Origin of the sequence: Sphingopyxis sp. (assembly GCF_040216815.1) — a bacterium.
In the GTDB taxonomy this organism is placed as follows: Bacteria; Pseudomonadota; Alphaproteobacteria; order Sphingomonadales; family Sphingomonadaceae; genus Sphingopyxis.
Window position 1 is genome coordinate 469938 of the sequence record NZ_JAVJOJ010000009.1, and the last position, 17303, is coordinate 487240.

At 65.6% G+C, this 17303-nt stretch carries 16 protein-coding genes; 8 read left to right on the top strand and 8 right to left on the bottom strand.

Annotation, left to right across the window (positions count from 1 at the left end; genetic code table 11):
• Positions 1 to 4: 4 nt before the first annotated feature.
• From RIA72_RS12750 to cobU, 8 genes are read left to right on the top strand one after another with little or no spacing between them, the layout of a single operon-like run.
• Positions 5 to 412, top strand: coding sequence for a DUF1636 domain-containing protein (locus RIA72_RS12750; protein WP_350032431.1), 408 nt, complete (start codon positions 5 to 7; stop codon positions 410 to 412).
• Positions 409 to 1425, top strand: a complete 1017-nt coding sequence (gene cobT, locus RIA72_RS12755) for a nicotinate-nucleotide--dimethylbenzimidazole phosphoribosyltransferase (RefSeq protein WP_350032432.1) — start codon at positions 409 to 411, stop codon at positions 1423 to 1425. Before RIA72_RS12750 ends, cobT begins: the two co-directional genes overlap by 4 nt.
• Positions 1422 to 1991 (top strand): histidine phosphatase family protein, encoded by a 570-nt coding sequence (locus RIA72_RS12760; RefSeq protein WP_350032433.1) that lies wholly within the window; start codon positions 1422 to 1424, stop codon positions 1989 to 1991. Before cobT ends, RIA72_RS12760 begins: the two co-directional genes overlap by 4 nt.
• The gene (locus RIA72_RS12765) at positions 1988 to 2707 is read left to right on the top strand and encodes an adenosylcobinamide-GDP ribazoletransferase (RefSeq protein ID WP_350032434.1); all 720 of its coding nucleotides are present in this window, start codon (positions 1988 to 1990) and stop codon (positions 2705 to 2707) included. Before RIA72_RS12760 ends, RIA72_RS12765 begins: the two co-directional genes overlap by 4 nt.
• Positions 2704 to 3684, top strand: coding sequence for a threonine-phosphate decarboxylase (locus RIA72_RS12770; protein WP_350032435.1), 981 nt, complete (start codon positions 2704 to 2706; stop codon positions 3682 to 3684). Before RIA72_RS12765 ends, RIA72_RS12770 begins: the two co-directional genes overlap by 4 nt.
• Entirely contained in the window at positions 3677 to 4615 is a 939-nt protein-coding gene (gene cbiB / locus RIA72_RS12775) for an adenosylcobinamide-phosphate synthase CbiB (protein ID WP_350032436.1), read from the top strand. Before RIA72_RS12770 ends, cbiB begins: the two co-directional genes overlap by 8 nt.
• On the top strand, positions 4603 to 6072 hold the full coding sequence (locus tag RIA72_RS12780) for a cobyric acid synthase (RefSeq protein WP_350032437.1): 1470 nt from the start codon (positions 4603 to 4605) through the stop codon (positions 6070 to 6072). Before cbiB ends, RIA72_RS12780 begins: the two co-directional genes overlap by 13 nt.
• On the top strand, positions 6069 to 6581 hold the full coding sequence (cobU, locus tag RIA72_RS12785; protein WP_350032438.1) for a bifunctional adenosylcobinamide kinase/adenosylcobinamide-phosphate guanylyltransferase: 513 nt from the start codon (positions 6069 to 6071) through the stop codon (positions 6579 to 6581). The genes RIA72_RS12780 and cobU overlap by 4 nt, the downstream gene beginning before the upstream one ends.
• 37 nt (positions 6582 to 6618) lie before the next feature.
• On the opposite strand, the gene RIA72_RS12790 is transcribed toward cobU, so the two are convergent.
• The 8 genes from RIA72_RS12790 to RIA72_RS12825 all read right to left on the bottom strand — a co-directional run bounded on the left by RIA72_RS12790 (position 6619) and on the right by RIA72_RS12825 (position 17004).
• Positions 6619 to 7113, bottom strand: coding sequence for a MarR family winged helix-turn-helix transcriptional regulator (locus RIA72_RS12790; RefSeq protein WP_350032439.1), 495 nt, complete (start codon positions 7111 to 7113; stop codon positions 6619 to 6621).
• Positions 7114 to 7123: 10 nt separating this feature from the next.
• The gene (locus tag RIA72_RS12795) at positions 7124 to 7702 is read right to left on the bottom strand and encodes an NADPH-dependent FMN reductase (RefSeq protein WP_350032440.1); all 579 of its coding nucleotides are present in this window, start codon (positions 7700 to 7702) and stop codon (positions 7124 to 7126) included.
• 2 nt (positions 7703 to 7704) lie between these two features.
• Positions 7705 to 9948 (bottom strand): TonB-dependent receptor, encoded by a 2244-nt coding sequence (locus RIA72_RS12800; RefSeq protein ID WP_350032441.1) that lies wholly within the window; start codon positions 9946 to 9948, stop codon positions 7705 to 7707.
• Between the two features lie 23 nt (positions 9949 to 9971).
• Positions 9972 to 11678 (bottom strand): sulfatase family protein, encoded by a 1707-nt coding sequence (locus RIA72_RS12805; RefSeq protein WP_350032442.1) that lies wholly within the window; start codon positions 11676 to 11678, stop codon positions 9972 to 9974.
• Positions 11679 to 11798: 120 nt separating this feature from the next.
• Positions 11799 to 13073, bottom strand: a complete 1275-nt coding sequence (locus RIA72_RS12810; RefSeq protein WP_350032443.1) for an acyl-CoA dehydrogenase family protein — start codon at positions 13071 to 13073, stop codon at positions 11799 to 11801.
• A gap of 79 nt (positions 13074 to 13152) precedes the next feature.
• Complete coding sequence (locus tag RIA72_RS12815; protein WP_350032444.1) at positions 13153 to 13644, bottom strand: MarR family winged helix-turn-helix transcriptional regulator; 492 nt, start codon at positions 13642 to 13644, stop codon at positions 13153 to 13155.
• Between the two features lie 146 nt (positions 13645 to 13790).
• Positions 13791 to 14750, bottom strand: a complete 960-nt coding sequence (locus RIA72_RS12820; RefSeq protein WP_350032445.1) for a 5'/3'-nucleotidase SurE — start codon at positions 14748 to 14750, stop codon at positions 13791 to 13793.
• Between the two features lie 16 nt (positions 14751 to 14766).
• Positions 14767 to 17004 carry a TonB-dependent receptor gene (locus tag RIA72_RS12825; RefSeq protein ID WP_350032446.1) on the bottom strand — a complete coding sequence of 746 codons (2238 nt, stop codon included), beginning with the start codon at positions 17002 to 17004 and terminating at the stop codon, positions 14767 to 14769.
• Positions 17005 to 17303 lie beyond the last annotated feature (299 nt).

Genomic DNA, 17303 nt, shown 5'->3' on the forward strand with positions numbered 1-17303 from the left:
GCCCGTGCTGATCCCGGTCGATCCCGGCCCCGCGATCGTGGCGTGCAGCACCTGCCGCCACGACCGGCTGGCGCGCACCGATGCCGAGGGCCGCACCGGCGGCGCACGGCTGATCGAGGCGCTGGACCGTGTCAAGGCGACCGACGCGCACTACGCCGACATCGCGGTGCAGGCGATGCCGTGCCTCTTCGCGTGCCAGGACCATTGCGCCGTCCATCTGCGGGCGCCGGGCAAGATCGGCTATGTCCTCGGCCGCTTCGCTCCCGATGAAGGGGCGGCGCGAGCAATCCTCGACTATGCCGTTCACTACGCCGCCAGCGAGCATGGCCGCGTCGCCTATGCGCTGTGGCCCGAAGGGGTGAAGGGCCATTTCATCACGCGTACCCCGCCGCCTGGATTTGTCGCCGAATGACCATCTTCGCCTCCGTCGCCGCCTTCGAAACCGCCCTCGCCGACCTGCCCGGCCCCGACAGCGAGGCGCAGAATGCCGCGCGCGCGCGGCAAGCGCAGCTCACCAAACCCGCGGGATCGCTGGGACGGCTTGAGGAGATCGCGATCTTCTTCGCTGGCTGGCAGCGCCGTGAGCGTCCGCGGCTCGATCGCGGCCGCGCCGCGATCTTCGCGGGCAATCACGGCGTCACTGCACATGGCGTCAGCGCCTTTCCACCGAGCGTGACCGCCCAGATGGTCGCCAATTTCCATCGCGGCGGCGCCGCGATCAATTCGCTTTCAGCTGTCGCCGGGCTGGAACTCGTCGTCGTGCCGCTCGACCTCGACCGTCCGACCGCCGATTTCACGGCCGGCGCTGCGATGAGCGCGACCGAATGCCTCGACGCGCTCAATGCGGGCGCCGCGGTCGTCGATGAGGATCTCGACCTGCTGTTGCTCGGCGAGATGGGGATCGGCAATTCGACCGCCGCGGCAGCGCTCTGCGCGCGCAGCTTCGGCGGCGGCGCCCACGAATGGGTCGGGCCGGGCACCGGGGTCGACGCCGAAGGCGTGGCGCGGAAGATCGGGGTCGTCGACCGTGCGCTCGCCGTCCACACCTATGCCGCCGCGTCGGCTTTTGAAACCCTCCGCCGCGTCGGCGGGCGCGAGATTGCGGCAATGGCGGGCGCCGTGCTGCGCGCGCGCCAGCTCGGCGTCCCCGTCCTGCTCGACGGGTTTATCAGCTGCGCGGCCGTCGCGCCGCTCTTTGCCGACAATCCGTCGATCGCCGATCACTGCGTCGCCGCCCACTGCTCGGCCGAGCCGGGGCACGCCTTGCTCCTCCGCAAGCTGCGGCTCGCGCCGCTGCTCATGCTCGGAATGCGGCTTGGCGAAGGGAGCGGCGCGGCGGTCGCGGCGGGCGTCGTCCGCGCGGCGCTCGCGGCGCACGACCAGATGGCGACTTTTGCAGAAGCAGCGGTATCGGAATCGCTTTGACCGGCTTTGCCCTCCACCTCCTGCGCCACGGCGCACCCGACCATCCGGGGCTTTTGATGGGGCGCACCGATGGCGCACCGACGCCGGAAGGCATCGCCGCCTGCGTCGGCCAAGCCGCCGATCTAGGCGCCGAGCAACTTGTCGCGTCCGACCTGCAACGCTGCCGCCTTGCCGGCGCGGCAATCGGCGCCCGGCTGAGCCTCCCGCTCATCATCGACGCCCGCTGGCGCGAACTCGATTTCGGTGACTGGGACGGCAAGGCGAGCGAGGACGTCGACCGCGCGGCGCTCGGCCGTTTCTGGCACGACCCGGACACCAATCCGCCGCCGGGCGGCGAAAGCTGGCGAGCGCTTGTCGCGCGCGTGTCGGCGGCCATCGACGCCCTTGCCCCGCGCCCGACGCTGGTGGTCACGCACGGCGGCGCGATCCGCGCCGCACTCCACATCCTCTGCGGGTTCGATCACCGCCAGCTCTGGTCGTTCGACCTGCCCTATGGGGTGCTTCTGTCGCTGTGCGTCTGGCCGGGCGAGCCGCCAAGCGCCCAGATCGCGGGGCTCTATCCATGAAGGGCCTTGTCGTCGCGATCCAGTTCCTGACCCGGCTGCCGACCCCCCGGCTGCATGTTTCGGCGGCCGAGTTCGCCGCCTCGATGCGCTGGTTCCCCGCCGTCGGCCTGATCGTCGGCGTAATCGTCGCTGCGGCGGCGTGGAGCGGAGCACGCCTCGACAGCTGGACCGGCGCGCTGCTCGGCCTGGTGGCGTGGGCCGTGGTTACCGGCGCGCTCCACCTCGACGGGCTCGGCGATATTGCCGACGCCAGCGGCGCGGCGCACAAGGATCGCGAACGGATGCTGGCCGTCCTGTCCGATCCGCATGTCGGCAGCTTTGCCGTCGTCACCATCGCAGTGCAGCTGGCCGCCAAGCTCGTCCTGCTCCACGCGCTCGCGGGCGCGGCGGCCTGGACCGCCATCGTGCTCGTTCCTTTTGCAGCGCGGATCGGGCCGCTGCTGTGGTCGCGCTGGCTGCCCGACCTGCATTCGGGGCTGGGTTCGCGCTTTCGCGGCGTCATCCGGCCGGTCGACCTCGCGGGCTGGGCGGCGTTGCTTGCTGCCGCCGCCTGTTGGTCGCCGTCGCTCATCGCCGCGCCGCTCGTTATCGCCGGCTGGGGCTGGTGGCTTCGAGCGCGGATCGGGGGGATTTCGGGCGATGGCCACGGCGCGGGCATCGAGGTGAGCGAGAGCCTCCTGCTGCTGGTGGCGCTCGTCTGGTCGCATCTCGCATGACCCAAAGCTGGACCTTCCACGGCGGCGATCTTGCGGCGGCGAAGCGCCACTTCGGCGATTGCGGCGCGCCGTGGATCGACCTTTCGACCGGCATCAACCCCCATCCCTGGCCCGGCGCTGCCGAAATGCCGATCGACTGGCAGCGCCTGCCCGAACCCGGCGCCCTCGCCGCGCTCGAAGCCGTCGCCGCCGCCTATTTCGGCGTCGACCCCCAATATGTCTGCGCGGTTCCCGGCACCGAGATTGGCCTTCGGCTCGCCGGACGCCTGATCGGCGGCGCCGCGCACCACATCGCCCCCGGCTATCGCACCCATGCGGCGATGATCGAGGCGAGCACCGCTATTGGATGGAGCGCGCTAGCGGACCGTCACGGAACCATCGTCTTTGCCAATCCGGGCAATCCCGACGGCCGCGTCAGCGATCCCGCCGCGCTGCGTGCGCTGCTCGATCGGCACGGCGGCGACGGCTGGTTGCTCGTCGACGAAGCCTTCGCCGACTTCGATGAGGCGCTCAGCATCGCATCGTCGATCGACGACGCCCGCCGCCTCATCCTTTTCCGGTCGTTCGGAAAATTCTTCGGCCTCGCGGGTGTGCGCTTGGGCTTCGTCCTCGGACCTCGAAGCTTCCTCGGCGATCTTCGGGCGCTGCTCGGCGCCTGGCCGCTCTCGGCCGCGGCGATCAAAATCGGCACGGCCGCTTATGCCGATGGCGACTGGATCGCGGCGGCGCGCCGCAGCCTTCCTGTCCAGGCAGCGACGCTCGACGCGCTGCTTTCCGAGAGGGGCTATGTCGCGACCGGCGATTGCCCGCTGTTCCGGCTGATCCGAACGAACCGCGCGCATGACCTGTTCTATCGGCTGGCACGGCGCGCGATCCTGACCCGCCCGTTCGCCGACGCGCCGCAATGGCTTCGTATCGGACTCCCCACAGGGGACGCAGCTCTCGCGCGCCTCAGGGCAGCGCTCGCCGATGGCTGAGCCCGTCGCTCTCGTCGCGCTGGGGATCGACGCCGCGCTCGGCTGGCCCACCGCGCTCTATCGCCGGATCGGCCATCCCGTCGGGCTGTTCGCACGGCTGATCCACCGATACGAAGCCTGCTGGAACAACGCCGCATGGCCGCCCCGAATGCGGCGCGCGCTGGGCCTCTTAACGATGCTGCTGCTGATCCTTTTCGCCGGCGGCACGGCATGGCTCGTACAAACGCTGCTTATCGACCGCCTCGGCGGCTTCGGATGGCTTGCGGTCGGCCTGCTCGCATGGCCGGCGCTTGCCCAGCGCAGCCTGTTCGATCATGTCCGTGCGGTGGCAACGGCATTGGATCATCATGGCCTGTCCGCGGCGCGGTCGGCCGTTTCCGCGATCGTCGGCCGCGACACCGCCGCTCTCGACGAAAGCGCGATTTCGCGCGCCGCGATCGAAAGCCTGGCCGAAAGCTTTTGCGATGGCGTCGTCGCCCCTGCCTTCTGGCTCCTGCTGTTCGGCTTGCCGGGCGCCTGGGCCTACAAGGCGATCAACACCGCCGACAGCCTGATCGGTCATCGCGAACCCCGTTGGCGGGCCTTTGGGTGGGCCGCGGCGCGGAGCGACGATCTGGCGAACCTGCTTCCGGCGCGTCTGTCCGGGGTGCTGCTCTGTCTGGCAGGCGGCGGCGGGTGGCGCGTCATGTGGCGCGACGCGGGCCGACATGCCTCGCCCAACGCCGGTTGGCCCGAGGCGGCGATGGCCGGTGCGCTAGGGCTTCGCCTCGCCGGGCCCGTCGCCTATGACGGCATCATGCACGACAAGGCCTGGATAGGAAGCGGCAGGGACCGCGCATCGAGCCGCGATATTCACCGGGCGCTGGGTGTCTATCTCGGCGCCTGCCTCCTGCTGTGGCTGATCGCGGGAGGCGCAGCGTGGGCGCTCTGATGCTCCAAGGCACCGGCTCGGACGTCGGCAAGTCGGTGCTCGTCGCCGGGCTCTGCCGCGCTTTCACCCAGCGCGGCCTTCGCGTCCGCCCCTTCAAACCGCAGAATATGTCGAACAATGCCGCGGTCACGATCGACGGTGGAGAGATCGGCCGCGCGCAGGCGCTGCAAGCCGCCGCCTGCAGGGTGCCGCCACACAGCGACATGAACCCGGTGTTGCTGAAGCCGCAGGCCGATCGCACGTCGCAGCTGATCGTCCACGGCCGCGTGCGCGGTGCGCTGGGCAGCGGCAATTTTCGCGAAGCACGCGGCACGCTGCTGGCCGAAGTGCTCGAAAGCTATGACCGGCTGCGCGCCGATTGCGACCTCGTCGTCGTCGAGGGCGCGGGCTCGCCCGCCGAAATCAACCTTCGCGCGGGCGACATCGCCAACATGGGCTTTGCGCGCGCCGCTTCGGTCCCCGTCATCCTGGTCGGCGACATCGATCGCGGCGGGGTGATCGCCTCGCTCGTCGGTACGCGCGCGGTGCTGGACGCGGAGGATGCGGCCATGATCCGCGGTTTCCTGATCAACAAATTTCGCGGCGATCCGGCGCTGTTCGACGATGGCTATCGCGCGATCGAGGACCGCACCGCATGGCGCGGATTCGGCGTGATCCCGTGGCTGTCCGCCGCCGCCCGCCTGCCGAGCGAAGATGCCGTGATCCTGGAGCGCCGCGTCGAAGCGAGCGAAGGGCGGCGCATGATCGCCTGCCCGATCCTGCCGCGCATTTCGAACTTCGACGACCTCGACCCGTTCAAGCTCGAACCCGGGGTCGAACTGGTGATGGTGCCGCCGGGGCGGCCGATCCCCGCGGAAGCCGCGATCATCGTCCTGCCCGGATCGAAGGCCACGATCGCCGACCTCGCCGCGCTCCGCGCGGAGGGGTGGGACGTCGACATACGGGCACACCACCGGCGGGGCGGCATGATCGTCGGGCTGTGCGGCGGCTTTCAGATGCTCGGCCGCACGGTCGCCGACCCGCTGGGTCTGGAAGGAGCGCCCTCGGCGGCGCCGGGTCTGGGCCTGCTCGACATCGAAACGACGCTGTCGCGCGAAAAAACCCTGCGCCCCGCCCGCGCCACTGCACTGGGCGCCGCAGCGGAGGGCTATGAAATGCACATGGGCGAAACCTGCGGACGGGGGCTGGAACGGCCGTTCGCCCTATTGGCCGACGATACGCCCGAGGGCGCGATCGACGCGTCGGGCAGGGTCATGGGTTCCTATATCCACGGACTCTTCGCGTCGGCCGACTTGCGCCGCGCGCTGCTGGGCCGCATCGCGGTCGCGGGCAGCGGACGCGATTATCATGCCGACGTCGACGCCGCGCTCGACGACATCGCGGCCGAGCTGGCCCGCCATCTCGACATCGACGGGCTGCTGGACCTTGCCATGACCTCTACCGGAATGCCGCGATGATCCGGCATAGTCTTTTCGTCCTCGGCGGCGCGCGTTCGGGAAAAAGCGGCTACGCGCAAAGCCGCGCCGAAGCCGTGGCCGGTCGGCATATTTTCGTCGCGACCGCTCAGGCCCATGATGACGAGATGCGCGAACGGATCACCCGGCACCGGGCCGATCGCGACGCGCGATGGCGAACAGTCGAAGCACCGCTCGACCTTGCCGCCGCAATCGGCGAAGCGAGCCAACCCAAGGCGGTGCTCGTCGTCGATTGCCTGACGTTTTGGTTATCGAACCTGATGTTTGCGGGCGCCGACATCGAAACCGCCGTTCGGCAACTCTGCGTCGCCATCGACCGCTTCGAGGGCCATCTCATCCTCGTGGCGAACGAGGTCGGGCTCGGCATCGTTCCCGATAATGCGCTGGCGCGCCGGTTCCGCGACGAGGCCGGCCGCGCGAACCAGGCCGTCGCCCAGGCTGTGGCCGAAGTGCAGATCATTTTTGCAGGGCTTCCTCAGCGCTTGAAATAGGCGCAAGCCGTCCGGCGTATGCGCGCATATGGGGCGCCTACCATTGGCCCCGGTCCAAATGTGAAGCCTCTTCCTCCACCAGATTGACGATTATGCGGCACAACAGACTGCGCAGCGCCCTCACTTCGTCGGGTGTAAAGCCGCGGGTCGCCAGTGTCTGCACGTCGCCCGTGACCGGCAGCAGGGTGCTGGCGAGCTCGCGGGCGCGCGGGGTCAGATAGACGAGCGTTTCGCGGCGATCCCGGCGATTGACGTGGCGATGGATCAGCCCTTGCTTTTCCAGTCCGCGCAGCGCGACCGTGGTGGTTGCGTCCTGCATCACGAGTCGGCGGCTGAGCTCGTGCTGGCTGAGCCCGTCCTCACGCCACAATTGCCGCAGGAAAGTCCAGTGCCCGGACGACACGCCATGCGCGCGCGTTTGCGCGTCGCGCAACATGGAAAAGGACCGAAAGATCAGGCGCGCAAGATGGCCGAGGCTGTCCTCGATGGCCCAATATGCACGGGCGGGATCCGCTTTGCTGCTCGCCGGCATCGCCCGCCTCCTACGCCCGGGCGACCTCCATGACCGACCGGACCAGATCGGCGAGCAGTCGGTCCAGAAAAGGATCGGTGAGGCGCCCCTGCGCATCGAAGGCGCGGTGCGCGTACGGTACGCTGAGCTGATCGGGCACCACCAGCGCCTGCACCGTCGTCAATATATGGCGAAGCTGCGAAAGCCCCCGCAAGCCGCCGAACGGACTCGATGATGCCGACACCAACCCGAACGCCTTGCGCCGGAATGCGCCATAGGCCTGTGGCGCCTCGCCGCCGCTCGGGCACGACATCCAGTCGATGGCGTTCTTCAGCATCACCGTGACCGATCCATTGTGTTCGGGGCTGGCAAGGATGATCGCGCCATGGCTATGAAACATCGCCTTCAGCTCCAGCGCCTCGGGCACCTCGTCGATCGATAGCGCGTCGGCACCGAACATCGGCAGCCGGTAATCGGACAGGGACAATCGGGTCGTCCGCACCCCCAATTCGTCCGCAATGTCGGCGGCGCAGCCGATGAGCCGTTCGTTGAGCGATCCGGGCCGGATGCCCCCCGCCATCAACAGCAAGTCGCCCCGCACCGCCGCCATGTTCAAAAGTCCAGCGAGAGCTGCACCGTCACCGTCCGCGGAGCGCCGACCAGCGCCATATGGCTGTTGCCGCCGAAAACCGGCGTGTTGAAGCCCTGTGTGGTGGTGATCTTGTTGGTGAGGTTGCGACCGACGAGCGCCACTTCCCATCGCCCGTCCTCGCGTCCCACCGCCAGCCGAGCGTCCAATTTGGTGAACGCGCCCTGTGAATTGAGCGGGTTCATGTCGGGTTGGAAGAAGGAACGCGACTGATGGTTCGCCGAGGCACGCGCGAGCGCGAAGAGGCGGTCTGACACCGGATATTTGGCCTCGATGAAACCGCTCGCCGTCCACTCGGGCGCACGCACAAGCCGCTCGCCGGCCAGATTGTTCGTTTGCGGCGTACAGGTCGGCGGCGCGTCATAGAGGCAGGCGCCCCCCGGATAATCCTTATAATGCGCATCGAGATAGCCCAGGCTGCCGCCGATCCGCCAATGATCGCCGAGCCCGATGTCGGTATCGACCTCCACCCCCTGCGCGATCGCCGACGCGGCGTTGCCGGTCACAAAGGCGGTGCCATTATATTCGGACACTTGCAGATCGCTGAAGTTGGTGCGGAACAACGCAATGTTGAGATTGCCCTTTCCGCCGAGGAAGCGGAATTTGCCGCCGACCTCCCACGACCTGGCGCGCTCGGAATCATATTGAAAGGTCGCGATGCCGTTCCGGATATTAAAGAGCAGCAGGGCATCGTTGGAGACAAAGCCCCCGCCCTTCGTCCCGGTCGCATAGCTCAGATAGACATAGGCATCGCGGCTGAATTCGTAGCGCGCGCGCAGCGAATAATCCCACAGGCTTTCCTTGCGCGTTTCGTTGATGTCATAGGGCAGATAGGTCGGCGGAAAAATCCCGTCGTTGAACGAGCGCGCCCGCCCGGTCCGCTTTTCGTGCGAATAGCGCAGGCTGCCGCTGAGCATGACCTGCTCGCTGACCGGCATCTCGAGCGAGACGAAGGGCGACAGCGACCGGCCCTTCTGGTCGAACTGGCGCGTCGACAGGCCGTTGAGCGGGGCGGGGCTGCCTGCGCTCGCTGCGTTGAACAGCGACGCCTGCTGGATGTGCAGGTCGGTGTCGATATAGGTCAGCCCTGCGATGAAAGCGCCGCCGTCGCCGACCGGGCGCTGCGCCCGCACTTCCTGGAACAGCGAACTCGACTGCTCGGTGATGTCCGATTCAAGAAAGGTCAACGGCCCATCGTAATCCGAATTCACCCCGCCATCGAGTTCCTGCCAGGCCGTTACCGAGGTGAAGGTCCAGTCGCCGAGATCGAGGTTCATCGTCAGCTGGGCCATCGTCGTGTCGGTGTCGTCATATTCGGGGTTCACCGTCCGCGCCGCGCGGCGATAGCTCGGATATTCGGGGACATCTTCTCCCGAATTCCGCACGGCGTTGCACAGTAAGCAGCCGGCGTCGCCGATATAGTTGAACACGGTCGTGCCGCCGTCGATCCGGTTCGATCCATGCTCGACCTTGATCAAGGCCTCGAAATTTTCGGTGGGTTCCCACAATATCTGTCCGCGCACCGCCGCGTAACGCGACCCGTTTTCGTCGCGTCCCGTGATCGTGTTGACCATCGTGTCGCCGATCGCACCGACACGTCCGGTCAGGCGAACGCTGAGCGTGTCGGACACCGGACCCGATACCGCACCTTCGAGGTTCCAGCCGCCATGTTCGACCTCGCCGCTCGCGCGCACGAAACCTTCGACGTTGCGTGTCGGACGGCGGGTTACGACGCTGATCGCACCCGCGTTGGTGTTCTTGCCGAACAGGGCGCCCTGCGGACCGCGCACCACCTCGACACGCGCGATGTCGAGCAACGGGTTCTGAAAGGCGCGCGAGCGGCTGAGATAAACGCCGTCGATGAACAGCCCGACCGATTGCTCGAACGACAGATTGCCCGTTCCAGCGCCCAGCCCGCGCATCGTGATCGCGAAATTGCCGTTGGTGCGGTCGATCTGGAGGTTGGGCACGCTGTCCTGGACATCGTCGAACAGCAATATGCCCTGCTTTTCGATCTGATCGCCGCCGACAACAGCGACCGAGATCGGGACTTCCTGCAGCGTCTGCTCGCGTCGCGTCGCCGTAACGATGATCGCTTCCGGGTCGGCGAACGTCCGTGCGCCTGTGTCCGCCGCCTCCTGCGCGAGCGCAGGCGTCCCCAGGGCAAGCGCGAGCGCGCTCCCCCCCAATAGTCTCGCAATGCTCATATCCCTCTCCCCAAATGGACGGATCAGGTCAGCTTCAATGTCCTGTATTGCGAAGCCGGACCCGGATATTCGGCGCCATTATCTTCGCCGATTTCGGCCGCAACGAGCGCGTTGGTCTGGGCATTCAGGCGCTCGATCAGCATTTTTTGCGCGTCCGGCCGCCACGCGAGATTGTCGATCTCGTCGGGGTCGTTCGCGGTGTCGTAAAGTTCAAGGTCGTTATAGGCGACAAGGTCGTCCCAGCGCCGCGGCACATGATGCTGCGCCGGCGCAAAATAGCGCGCGAATTTATAGCGTCCGTCGTGGACGCCGCGGTGGAGCCGGCGCAGCATCAGGTCGTTTTCGGCAAGCGGCCTTGCCTCGGTCACGCCCGGCGCCACATCGGGGGCGTTCCAGCCGTAGCGCACGGCATAGTTGAACAATATCCCCGCCGCATCGCGGCCGGTACGCGCAGCCGGCGCAGCGATCGCGGCAGACAGGTCGTGCCCGACGAGCGCGGGGTGCCGCTCGCGCCGCTCGGCTTCCGATACCCCCGCCATCGACAGGATCGTCGGCACAAGGTCGACCGAACTGCCGAGCGCCTGCGTCGCCCGACCGCCTGGCAGGTCGGGATGGACGACGATCAGCGGCACACCCACATCTTCCTTGTAGATCGTTCCGCCCTTCTGCCGCATCCCGTGCGCGCCCGCGCGCTCACCATGGTCGGAGGTGAAGAGAATGATCGTGTTGTCGAGCTCGCCCGACGCCGCGAGCGCGTCGAGCACCGTCTTCATGTGCCGGTCGGCATCGCGAATACAGTTCAGATAATAGTTGAGGTTGCGGCTCCACACCGCTTCATCGCCGTGCGGCATCTTGCCGTAAAACGCATATTCGCTCGCGTTGATCGCCGCGTGCGCGCGCGGCTTGCGCGCCAGATCGTCCGCATAGAAGCTGCGCGGCAGTTTGAAACCCCAGTCACGATCATAGAGCGGGTCGCCCGGCGCGGGCAGCAACGGCGCGACCAGATTGGGACGCATCCGCGTCTCTTCACCCTCGCCGGTCGCGTCAAAGAACATGATGTCGTGCGGATTGACGAAATTGACGGCCATGAACCACGGCGCATCCTCGTCGTCGGCGGCATAGGCGCGAAGCTGGCTGACCGCTTCGGCGGCGGTCACGCCGTCACTGATGAATCCTTCCCACGTCAGCCCGACGCGCTCGCCGTCGAAATTATACTGGCCGAAGCCAAAGGGCTCCAGCACATCAGCCGTGTTGGGAAAGATGCCCCCGGCAACGCCGCGGAAATTCAGTCCCTTGTTGATGTTCGAAAGATGCCATTTGCCCTTGTAGGTCGTGCGATAACCCGCCTGCCGCAACATCGTGCCGATCGTCGGAATTGCGGGGCTGAGCTCGGGATAGGGCGGGGAGTTGGGATTGGCATAGACGCCTGTATGCTGCGTATGCAGCCCGGTATAGATGCTCGACCGCGACGGTCCGCATGGCGTGGTGTTCACATGGAAGCGATCGAACGACAGGCCCCGCTCGCGCAGCCATTCGTGCGCGGGAAGCGGCAGCGACGCGGGAATATCGGCGGGTGCGCGCTCTTGGTCGGTGACGATCAGCAGAATATTTGGCCGCGTCCGCCGCCTCTGCGACCGGGCCCGCCCGGGCGCAGAGGCCGCCTCCGCACGCGCGCCCTGCGCCGCGATGATGGCGGCCGAGCCCCCGGCGAGCAAGCTACGCCGGTCCATCTCCATCTTCTCCCGCATCTCGCGCCTCCCAAAAGCTCGTGCGATGCCTTTTCTTAGTATGCTAAGATAATGCTCGTATCAATTTTTTTGTCAAGCATCTTGCGTATTATTTCATCGTGATCAGAACACCGGCGTGTTCGGGGGCAATCCGATCAGCGAGCGGCCGAGCAATTCGGTCGCGGCGTCGAAGTCGTAAACGACGTGGCTCGCCATGACGTTGATGTCGCGCATAGCGCGCTGCAGCGGGTTCGACAGCATATGCGCGCTCGATCCCGCACCCTCGACCAGCAGCCGCACGGCGTCACGGCAGAGTTCCATTGCAAGCGCGACCTGCGCACGCATCGCGATACGGTCTTCGTTACTCACCAGCCCCGCGCCCGCGGCTTCGGTCAGCGCGACATTGCGGCGCCCGACTTCGCGCAGGATCGTCTCCGCGGCTTCCGCCTTCGCCGCCGCCTCGCCAAGCCGCATGTGCGCCGACGCCTTTTCGACCTGCTTGACCGTCGTACCCAGCATCGTGCGAACGCCGATGCGCTCGCGAAAATTCGCGACCGCCGACCGTGCGACGCCGACCGCCGCGATCGCCGCGGTGATCGCGAGGAACGGCGTCATCGGCATGCGATAGATCGGATTGTGCGCGTGGATCGTCGCGCCGGGCGCACAGCCCATGCGCATCTCCCCCATGTCCATCACGCGATGTTCGGGAACGAAGACGTTCTCGCAGCGGATGTCGTTGCTGCCGGTGCCAATCATTCCGTCGACGTGCCAGGTGTCGAGCACCTCGACCTCGCCCGCGGGAACCATCAGGAACAGCTGGCGCGGGGGATCTTCGCCGGGGATCATGCCGGTGATCATCACCCAGTCGGCGTGCATGACGCCCGTGCCCCATTTCCAGCGACCGGTCAGCCGATAGCCGCCGTCCACCGGCTGCGCGACGCCGGGCGGATTGGTCGCGCCCGGCGCGATGATATAGGGAAAATCGCCGCCGAAGGTTTCGTCCTGGAGCTTTTCGGGAAACTGCGCGAGCATCCAATTATGCTCGACGCAAAAGGCTGTCACCCAGCCGGTCGAAGCGCATCCCTCGGCGATCGGCAGCATCGCGTCGATGAAACTGTCGATGTCGAATTCGAGCCCGCCATAACGCCGGGGGACGAAATGATAGAAGACACCGCTTTTGCGGATCGCATCCCACACCGCATCGACCGGGCGCCGCAAGGACTCGCACTCGGCGGCGTGCGCCGCGACCAGCGGCTTGAGCGCAGTGGTCCGCCGCACCAGTTCCTCGGGTGTCAGCGCTGCAAGTTCCTCGCGCGACAACCAATCGCCGCCTTTCGGAATACGGCGATCGGCAAAGGCCTCTTCGTCCGTCCGACGTGTCTGAACCGCGATATTCATGCCTCGTCTCTCCCAGCCGGCCCGAATCGGCCTGTCGAGACAAGAATAGTTAGGCGTCTAATTATGTCAAGAAACTTGACTAAAATCGGTCCGTCACTTGCCCGGTAGGCTGATCGGCTTCGTCCGCCACAATCACCTCGGGCGGCACCGCGGGCGGATCGCCCCAGTCCATCCGCATCGCATCGCGAAGGCCGTGATAGGCCGGCAGGCCGATGCGTTCGACGAGCTTGAGTTCGAGATAGTGAAGGATCTTCGACGCCGCGCGCCGCGTCTCGTTCGCTTCGTCGGCGAAGCGCACGATACGCGCCCGGCGGTCGTCGGGGTCGGGCACGATTTCGACGATGCCGCGCGCTTCGAGTTCGCCGAGCATCAGGCTGATCGCCTGACGCGTCACCCCCAGATTGCGCGCGATCCGCGTCGCGCGATGCTCGCCCGCCGAAATATTCGCGATCAGCATCGACTGCGCGCGCGTGACATTGGGAATGCCTGCTTCCCTGAGCGCGGCCTGGAGCGCCTCGTCGAACCAGTAGAGCGCGCTCAGCAGATTCATCATCAGATAGGGACTGTGCATCAACGGACCTTTGGCAGACCAAGTCTGCGGCATAATACGTCCGCGGCCATCAGGGCAACCGACGGTGACGGCGAACGGGTCGGCGTGCACAATTCCCGGCCTATCAGGGTAGGAGGGATAACCCCGTCGGCTGTCGCGTAACCTGATTATTTTGCCAAAGCGCGCAACATATGCCTGATGCCCGTAGCTTGGCTTGCAGGCGCATCATAAGCAAGCTGCATTACGCTGACTGCGATGTTCTCCACCGCAACCGCGGCTTCATCCCTGTCTTCGTCGGTCCGCGGCGGCTGGTCGGAGATGCAGGCAAAAAGACCCGGAAGCGGGGGTTGTCCCGCTACCGGCGCTTGCCCCATAGCCACGGAGAGGTCGGCTACGAACTTCAGATCATATTTCATATAGGTTCCGATCCTGGCGTGTTTCCAAACCGCTTTTTCCGGGGTATCGGGAAAATTGACGTTCAGTCCTGTTCCTGCTGGCAGCAACGCGCGCCCCAGCGACGCCTTTTCCAACTGGTCGATCAGTTCGAGCGACCGCTTGGCGACCTGCGTGGAGACCGGATTGACAAGTCCCGCGTCGCTCGCGCTATTCTCTCCGGCGCTGAGGGCAATGGCCGGAATGCCGCGCATCATCGCATATTGCGCGACGCTGACCGTGCCCGAACTGACGACGATGGCGCCCGAATTCTGGCCTATATTGGGGCCCGACAGCACCAGGTCGGGCGCCCTGCCCCATCTCTCGTTCGCCACGACGTCGACGCCATAGAGCATCGCCATCACTGGCGTCCCGTCGACATAGTAGAAATCCTTGCCCAGACCGGCGCGGGTCATCGGCCCCGCCCCCGGATCGCCGGCCTTCGCAGCGCCGTTCACGCAATCCGCCGCCAGCGGGCCAAGCGGTTTGAGAATCTTCAGCGCGCCGCCCATGCCGCTCTGCTGCGAACATGGCACGGCGACGATGACATCATGTCCTTCGGCCTTCAGCGCCTCATAGAGCGCCTTCACATTGGCGGTTAGGCCGTCATCGTTGCCGATGACGATATTGCGGGCCGATGCGGGACTCGCGGAAATGAGCGCAGCTGAGGCCAGAAGAGCCAGGCGGAAGGACATGATATTCTCCTGATCGTCAGAACCGAACGCGCGCTTCGATGCCATAGGTGCGCGGATCGTTGTAGCGCGTCGTCGTATTGCGGGTGGCAATGCGGAAATCGAAATAATTATAGGTCGTATTGGTCAAATTCTTCGCCCAGAGCGCAACGTCGAGCGTGCCGCCACCGACGTCGATGTCGCCGAGGGTGAGCCGCCCGTTGACGAGGAAAGCGCTGTCGGCCTTGTAATCGACCGTGCCGTTAGCGAAATAATTGCCGGCGGTGTTCGCATCGAAATGCAGCCGGAGCTCGCCGAAAGAGAAGCGCGGGAGAGTATAGTCGGCAGTCAGCGTCACCGCATGTTTGGGGGTGAAGGCGGAGCTCACCTCCTCGATCATGCCCGAGAAGATATTGCGCACGGGTGTCGGCGGCGCATCGGTGTACACATAATTGACGCCGAAGATCAGGTCGCGGACCGGCGCGAGGGTCAGATCGACCTCGACACCCTTCAGTCGGCGTTTTTCCGGCGCGTTCACCGTTTCGGTATTGGAGACAAACGCCGGGTTGATGAAATCGACCTGCTGGTTGGAAAGCCGGCTGGTGTAGGCAGCGATGTTGACCCGCGCCCGGCGGTCGAAGAGGTCCGCCTTGAGCCCCGCCTCCCATGCCACCAATTCCTCTTCGCCAAACGGGCGCAGGATGGACGAGCGCGTGTTGGCGCCGCCGGCGCGATAGGCGCGACTGACCTTTACATAGGCGTTGATGTCGTTCGTGAAATCATAGGCGATCGTCGCCATCGGATCAAAGCGGCTCGAGTTGAATTCGAAATCAAGGTTCGGGTCGACACCGCGAATTGCGGTGAGCAGGCCATCCTTATGGTCGTCGGTATAGCGCGCGCCGACTGTCACATGGAGGCCCAACAGCGCCTCCGGCGACCATGTAACCTGGCCGAACAGCGCCTTCGATTTCACATTCACCCGCGCCGCGCGATCGGGGATGCGGTTTACCCCGCCATCGGGAAGCGGCTCGGGAAACAGGTTCACCCCATTGTTCGCCGCGTTGAGGCGTCCCGATGAATAGACCGTCGCTTCGTCGGCCCCATTCTCGTTGAAATAATAGCCGCCGAAGACATATTTGAAGTCGCCCGCATCGCCGACGACCTGCAATTCCTGGCTGAACTGGTTCTGATCGACGCGTGCATAGCTTAGGCGGCCGAACAGACGATTGGGACCCCAGGCCGTGACGCCGCCGGTATCCTGGTCCCATTGCACCGACTTCAGGTCACGCCACGCGGTGATCGAACGGATCGTCAGATTGTCGGCGACATCCCATTCGGCGATCAGCGAGTGGCCGCGGGCGCGCTGCGGATTGCGAAGGACCGGCACGCCGGTGCGCGCCGTCCTTACCCGCCCCTCGCGCAAGGTGATGAAAGTCGGGCGAAGCGCTGCGGCTTGGTCGGTCGCCGTTATATCGCTGTAATTGCTTGTCGATTTATCGTGCGATTGATCATAGGAATAGAGGAGCGACAGATTGTCCGCTGGCTCCCACAGCGCCGTTGCCTTGAAGCCATATTTGCGAATTTCCGAATAATCGTGGAAGTCGGGATTGGGGTTGAGCACCAGGCCACCGCGGTCGCTGTAGAGCCCGTCGAGCTTGATCGCGATCCCCGCGATCTGCGGCAGGTTCACATGCGCCGCGACCGTACGGCTTTCATAGTTGCCGATGCCGGCCTTTACATCGACGCCGAATTCGCCGGTCGGGCGCTTGGTCACGACGCTGACCGCGCCGCCGATCGTGTTGCGGCCAAAGAGCGTTCCCTGCGGACCCCGAAGCACTTCGATGCGCTCAATGTCGGACATCTCCATCCCGAGACCCGAAACGCGGCCGACGTATACGCTGTCGATATAGATGCCCACCGTGGGGTCGCGCGTCACCTGCGTCGCATCGACAGGGACGAGCCCGCGCATACCGATCGACACGGCCGAAGCACGGCCCAGAAAGGGCGAGATTCGGAGCGAGGGGATCCCTCCCGTGAACAGGTCGCTGAGCGAATTGACGCCCTTCTGTTCGAGCGCGTCCGATCCGAATGCGACAATCGAAATCGGTGTGTCCTGAAGATTCTCCTCACGCTTCTGCGCGGTCACGACGATTTCGGCGATGCCGCCTTCATCGCTGGCCGGCGCCGTCTGCGCCCCCTCTTGCGCCAACGCCGCCGAACTCGCCGTTGCCAGCAGCAAGGCTGTCGCGGCGCGGATCAAATTTCGTCCAGTCGTCATGGTCATCCCCTTCCCCTCCCCGTTCTGACGGGGCTGCTGTCTTTGCGGCCCCTGCGGAGAAGGACGGTGGGGAAGTCGAGAGATCGTGCCCGCATCAAGGCGGCTCCCAATGTCTCGATCCCGCCCTCTTCCGGCGTGGCCCTGTTCATCTGCACGCAGGCGATTCTGCCCTCCGAATCGTGCAGCGGCTTCGGGGTGGCGGCAAAAATGTCTCTGGTCAATACATATTGTCTCGATATATAAGTTATTGTTCCAATATATGAGACATTAAATCTCTTCTGGGTGGGCAATTTAGGGTG

What these genes read in the sequence shown, in the direction of transcription:
- RIA72_RS12805 (WP_350032442.1), bottom strand. Translation starts at nt 11,678, where the DNA reads ATGGACCGGCGTAGCTTGCTCGCCGGGGGCTCGGCCGCCATCATCGCG.
- RIA72_RS12800 (WP_350032441.1), bottom strand. Translation starts at nt 9,948, where the DNA reads ATGAGCATTGCGAGACTATTGGGGGGGAGCGCGCTCGCGCTTGCCCTG.
- RIA72_RS12810 (WP_350032443.1), bottom strand. Translation starts at nt 13,073, where the DNA reads ATGAATATCGCGGTTCAGACACGTCGGACGGACGAAGAGGCCTTTGCC.
- cobU (WP_350032438.1), top strand. Translation starts at nt 6,069, where the DNA reads ATGATCCGGCATAGTCTTTTCGTCCTCGGCGGCGCGCGTTCGGGAAAA.
- RIA72_RS12815 (WP_350032444.1), bottom strand. Translation starts at nt 13,644, where the DNA reads ATGCACAGTCCCTATCTGATGATGAATCTGCTGAGCGCGCTCTACTGG.
- RIA72_RS12820 (WP_350032445.1), bottom strand. Translation starts at nt 14,750, where the DNA reads ATGTCCTTCCGCCTGGCTCTTCTGGCCTCAGCTGCGCTCATTTCCGCG.
- cobT (WP_350032432.1), top strand. Translation starts at nt 409, where the DNA reads ATGACCATCTTCGCCTCCGTCGCCGCCTTCGAAACCGCCCTCGCCGAC.
- RIA72_RS12825 (WP_350032446.1), bottom strand. Translation starts at nt 17,004, where the DNA reads ATGACGACTGGACGAAATTTGATCCGCGCCGCGACAGCCTTGCTGCTG.
- RIA72_RS12790 (WP_350032439.1), bottom strand. Translation starts at nt 7,113, where the DNA reads ATGCCGGCGAGCAGCAAAGCGGATCCCGCCCGTGCATATTGGGCCATC.
- cbiB (WP_350032436.1), top strand. Translation starts at nt 3,677, where the DNA reads ATGGCTGAGCCCGTCGCTCTCGTCGCGCTGGGGATCGACGCCGCGCTC.
- RIA72_RS12770 (WP_350032435.1), top strand. Translation starts at nt 2,704, where the DNA reads ATGACCCAAAGCTGGACCTTCCACGGCGGCGATCTTGCGGCGGCGAAG.
- RIA72_RS12765 (WP_350032434.1), top strand. Translation starts at nt 1,988, where the DNA reads ATGAAGGGCCTTGTCGTCGCGATCCAGTTCCTGACCCGGCTGCCGACC.
- RIA72_RS12795 (WP_350032440.1), bottom strand. Translation starts at nt 7,702, where the DNA reads ATGGCGGCGGTGCGGGGCGACTTGCTGTTGATGGCGGGGGGCATCCGG.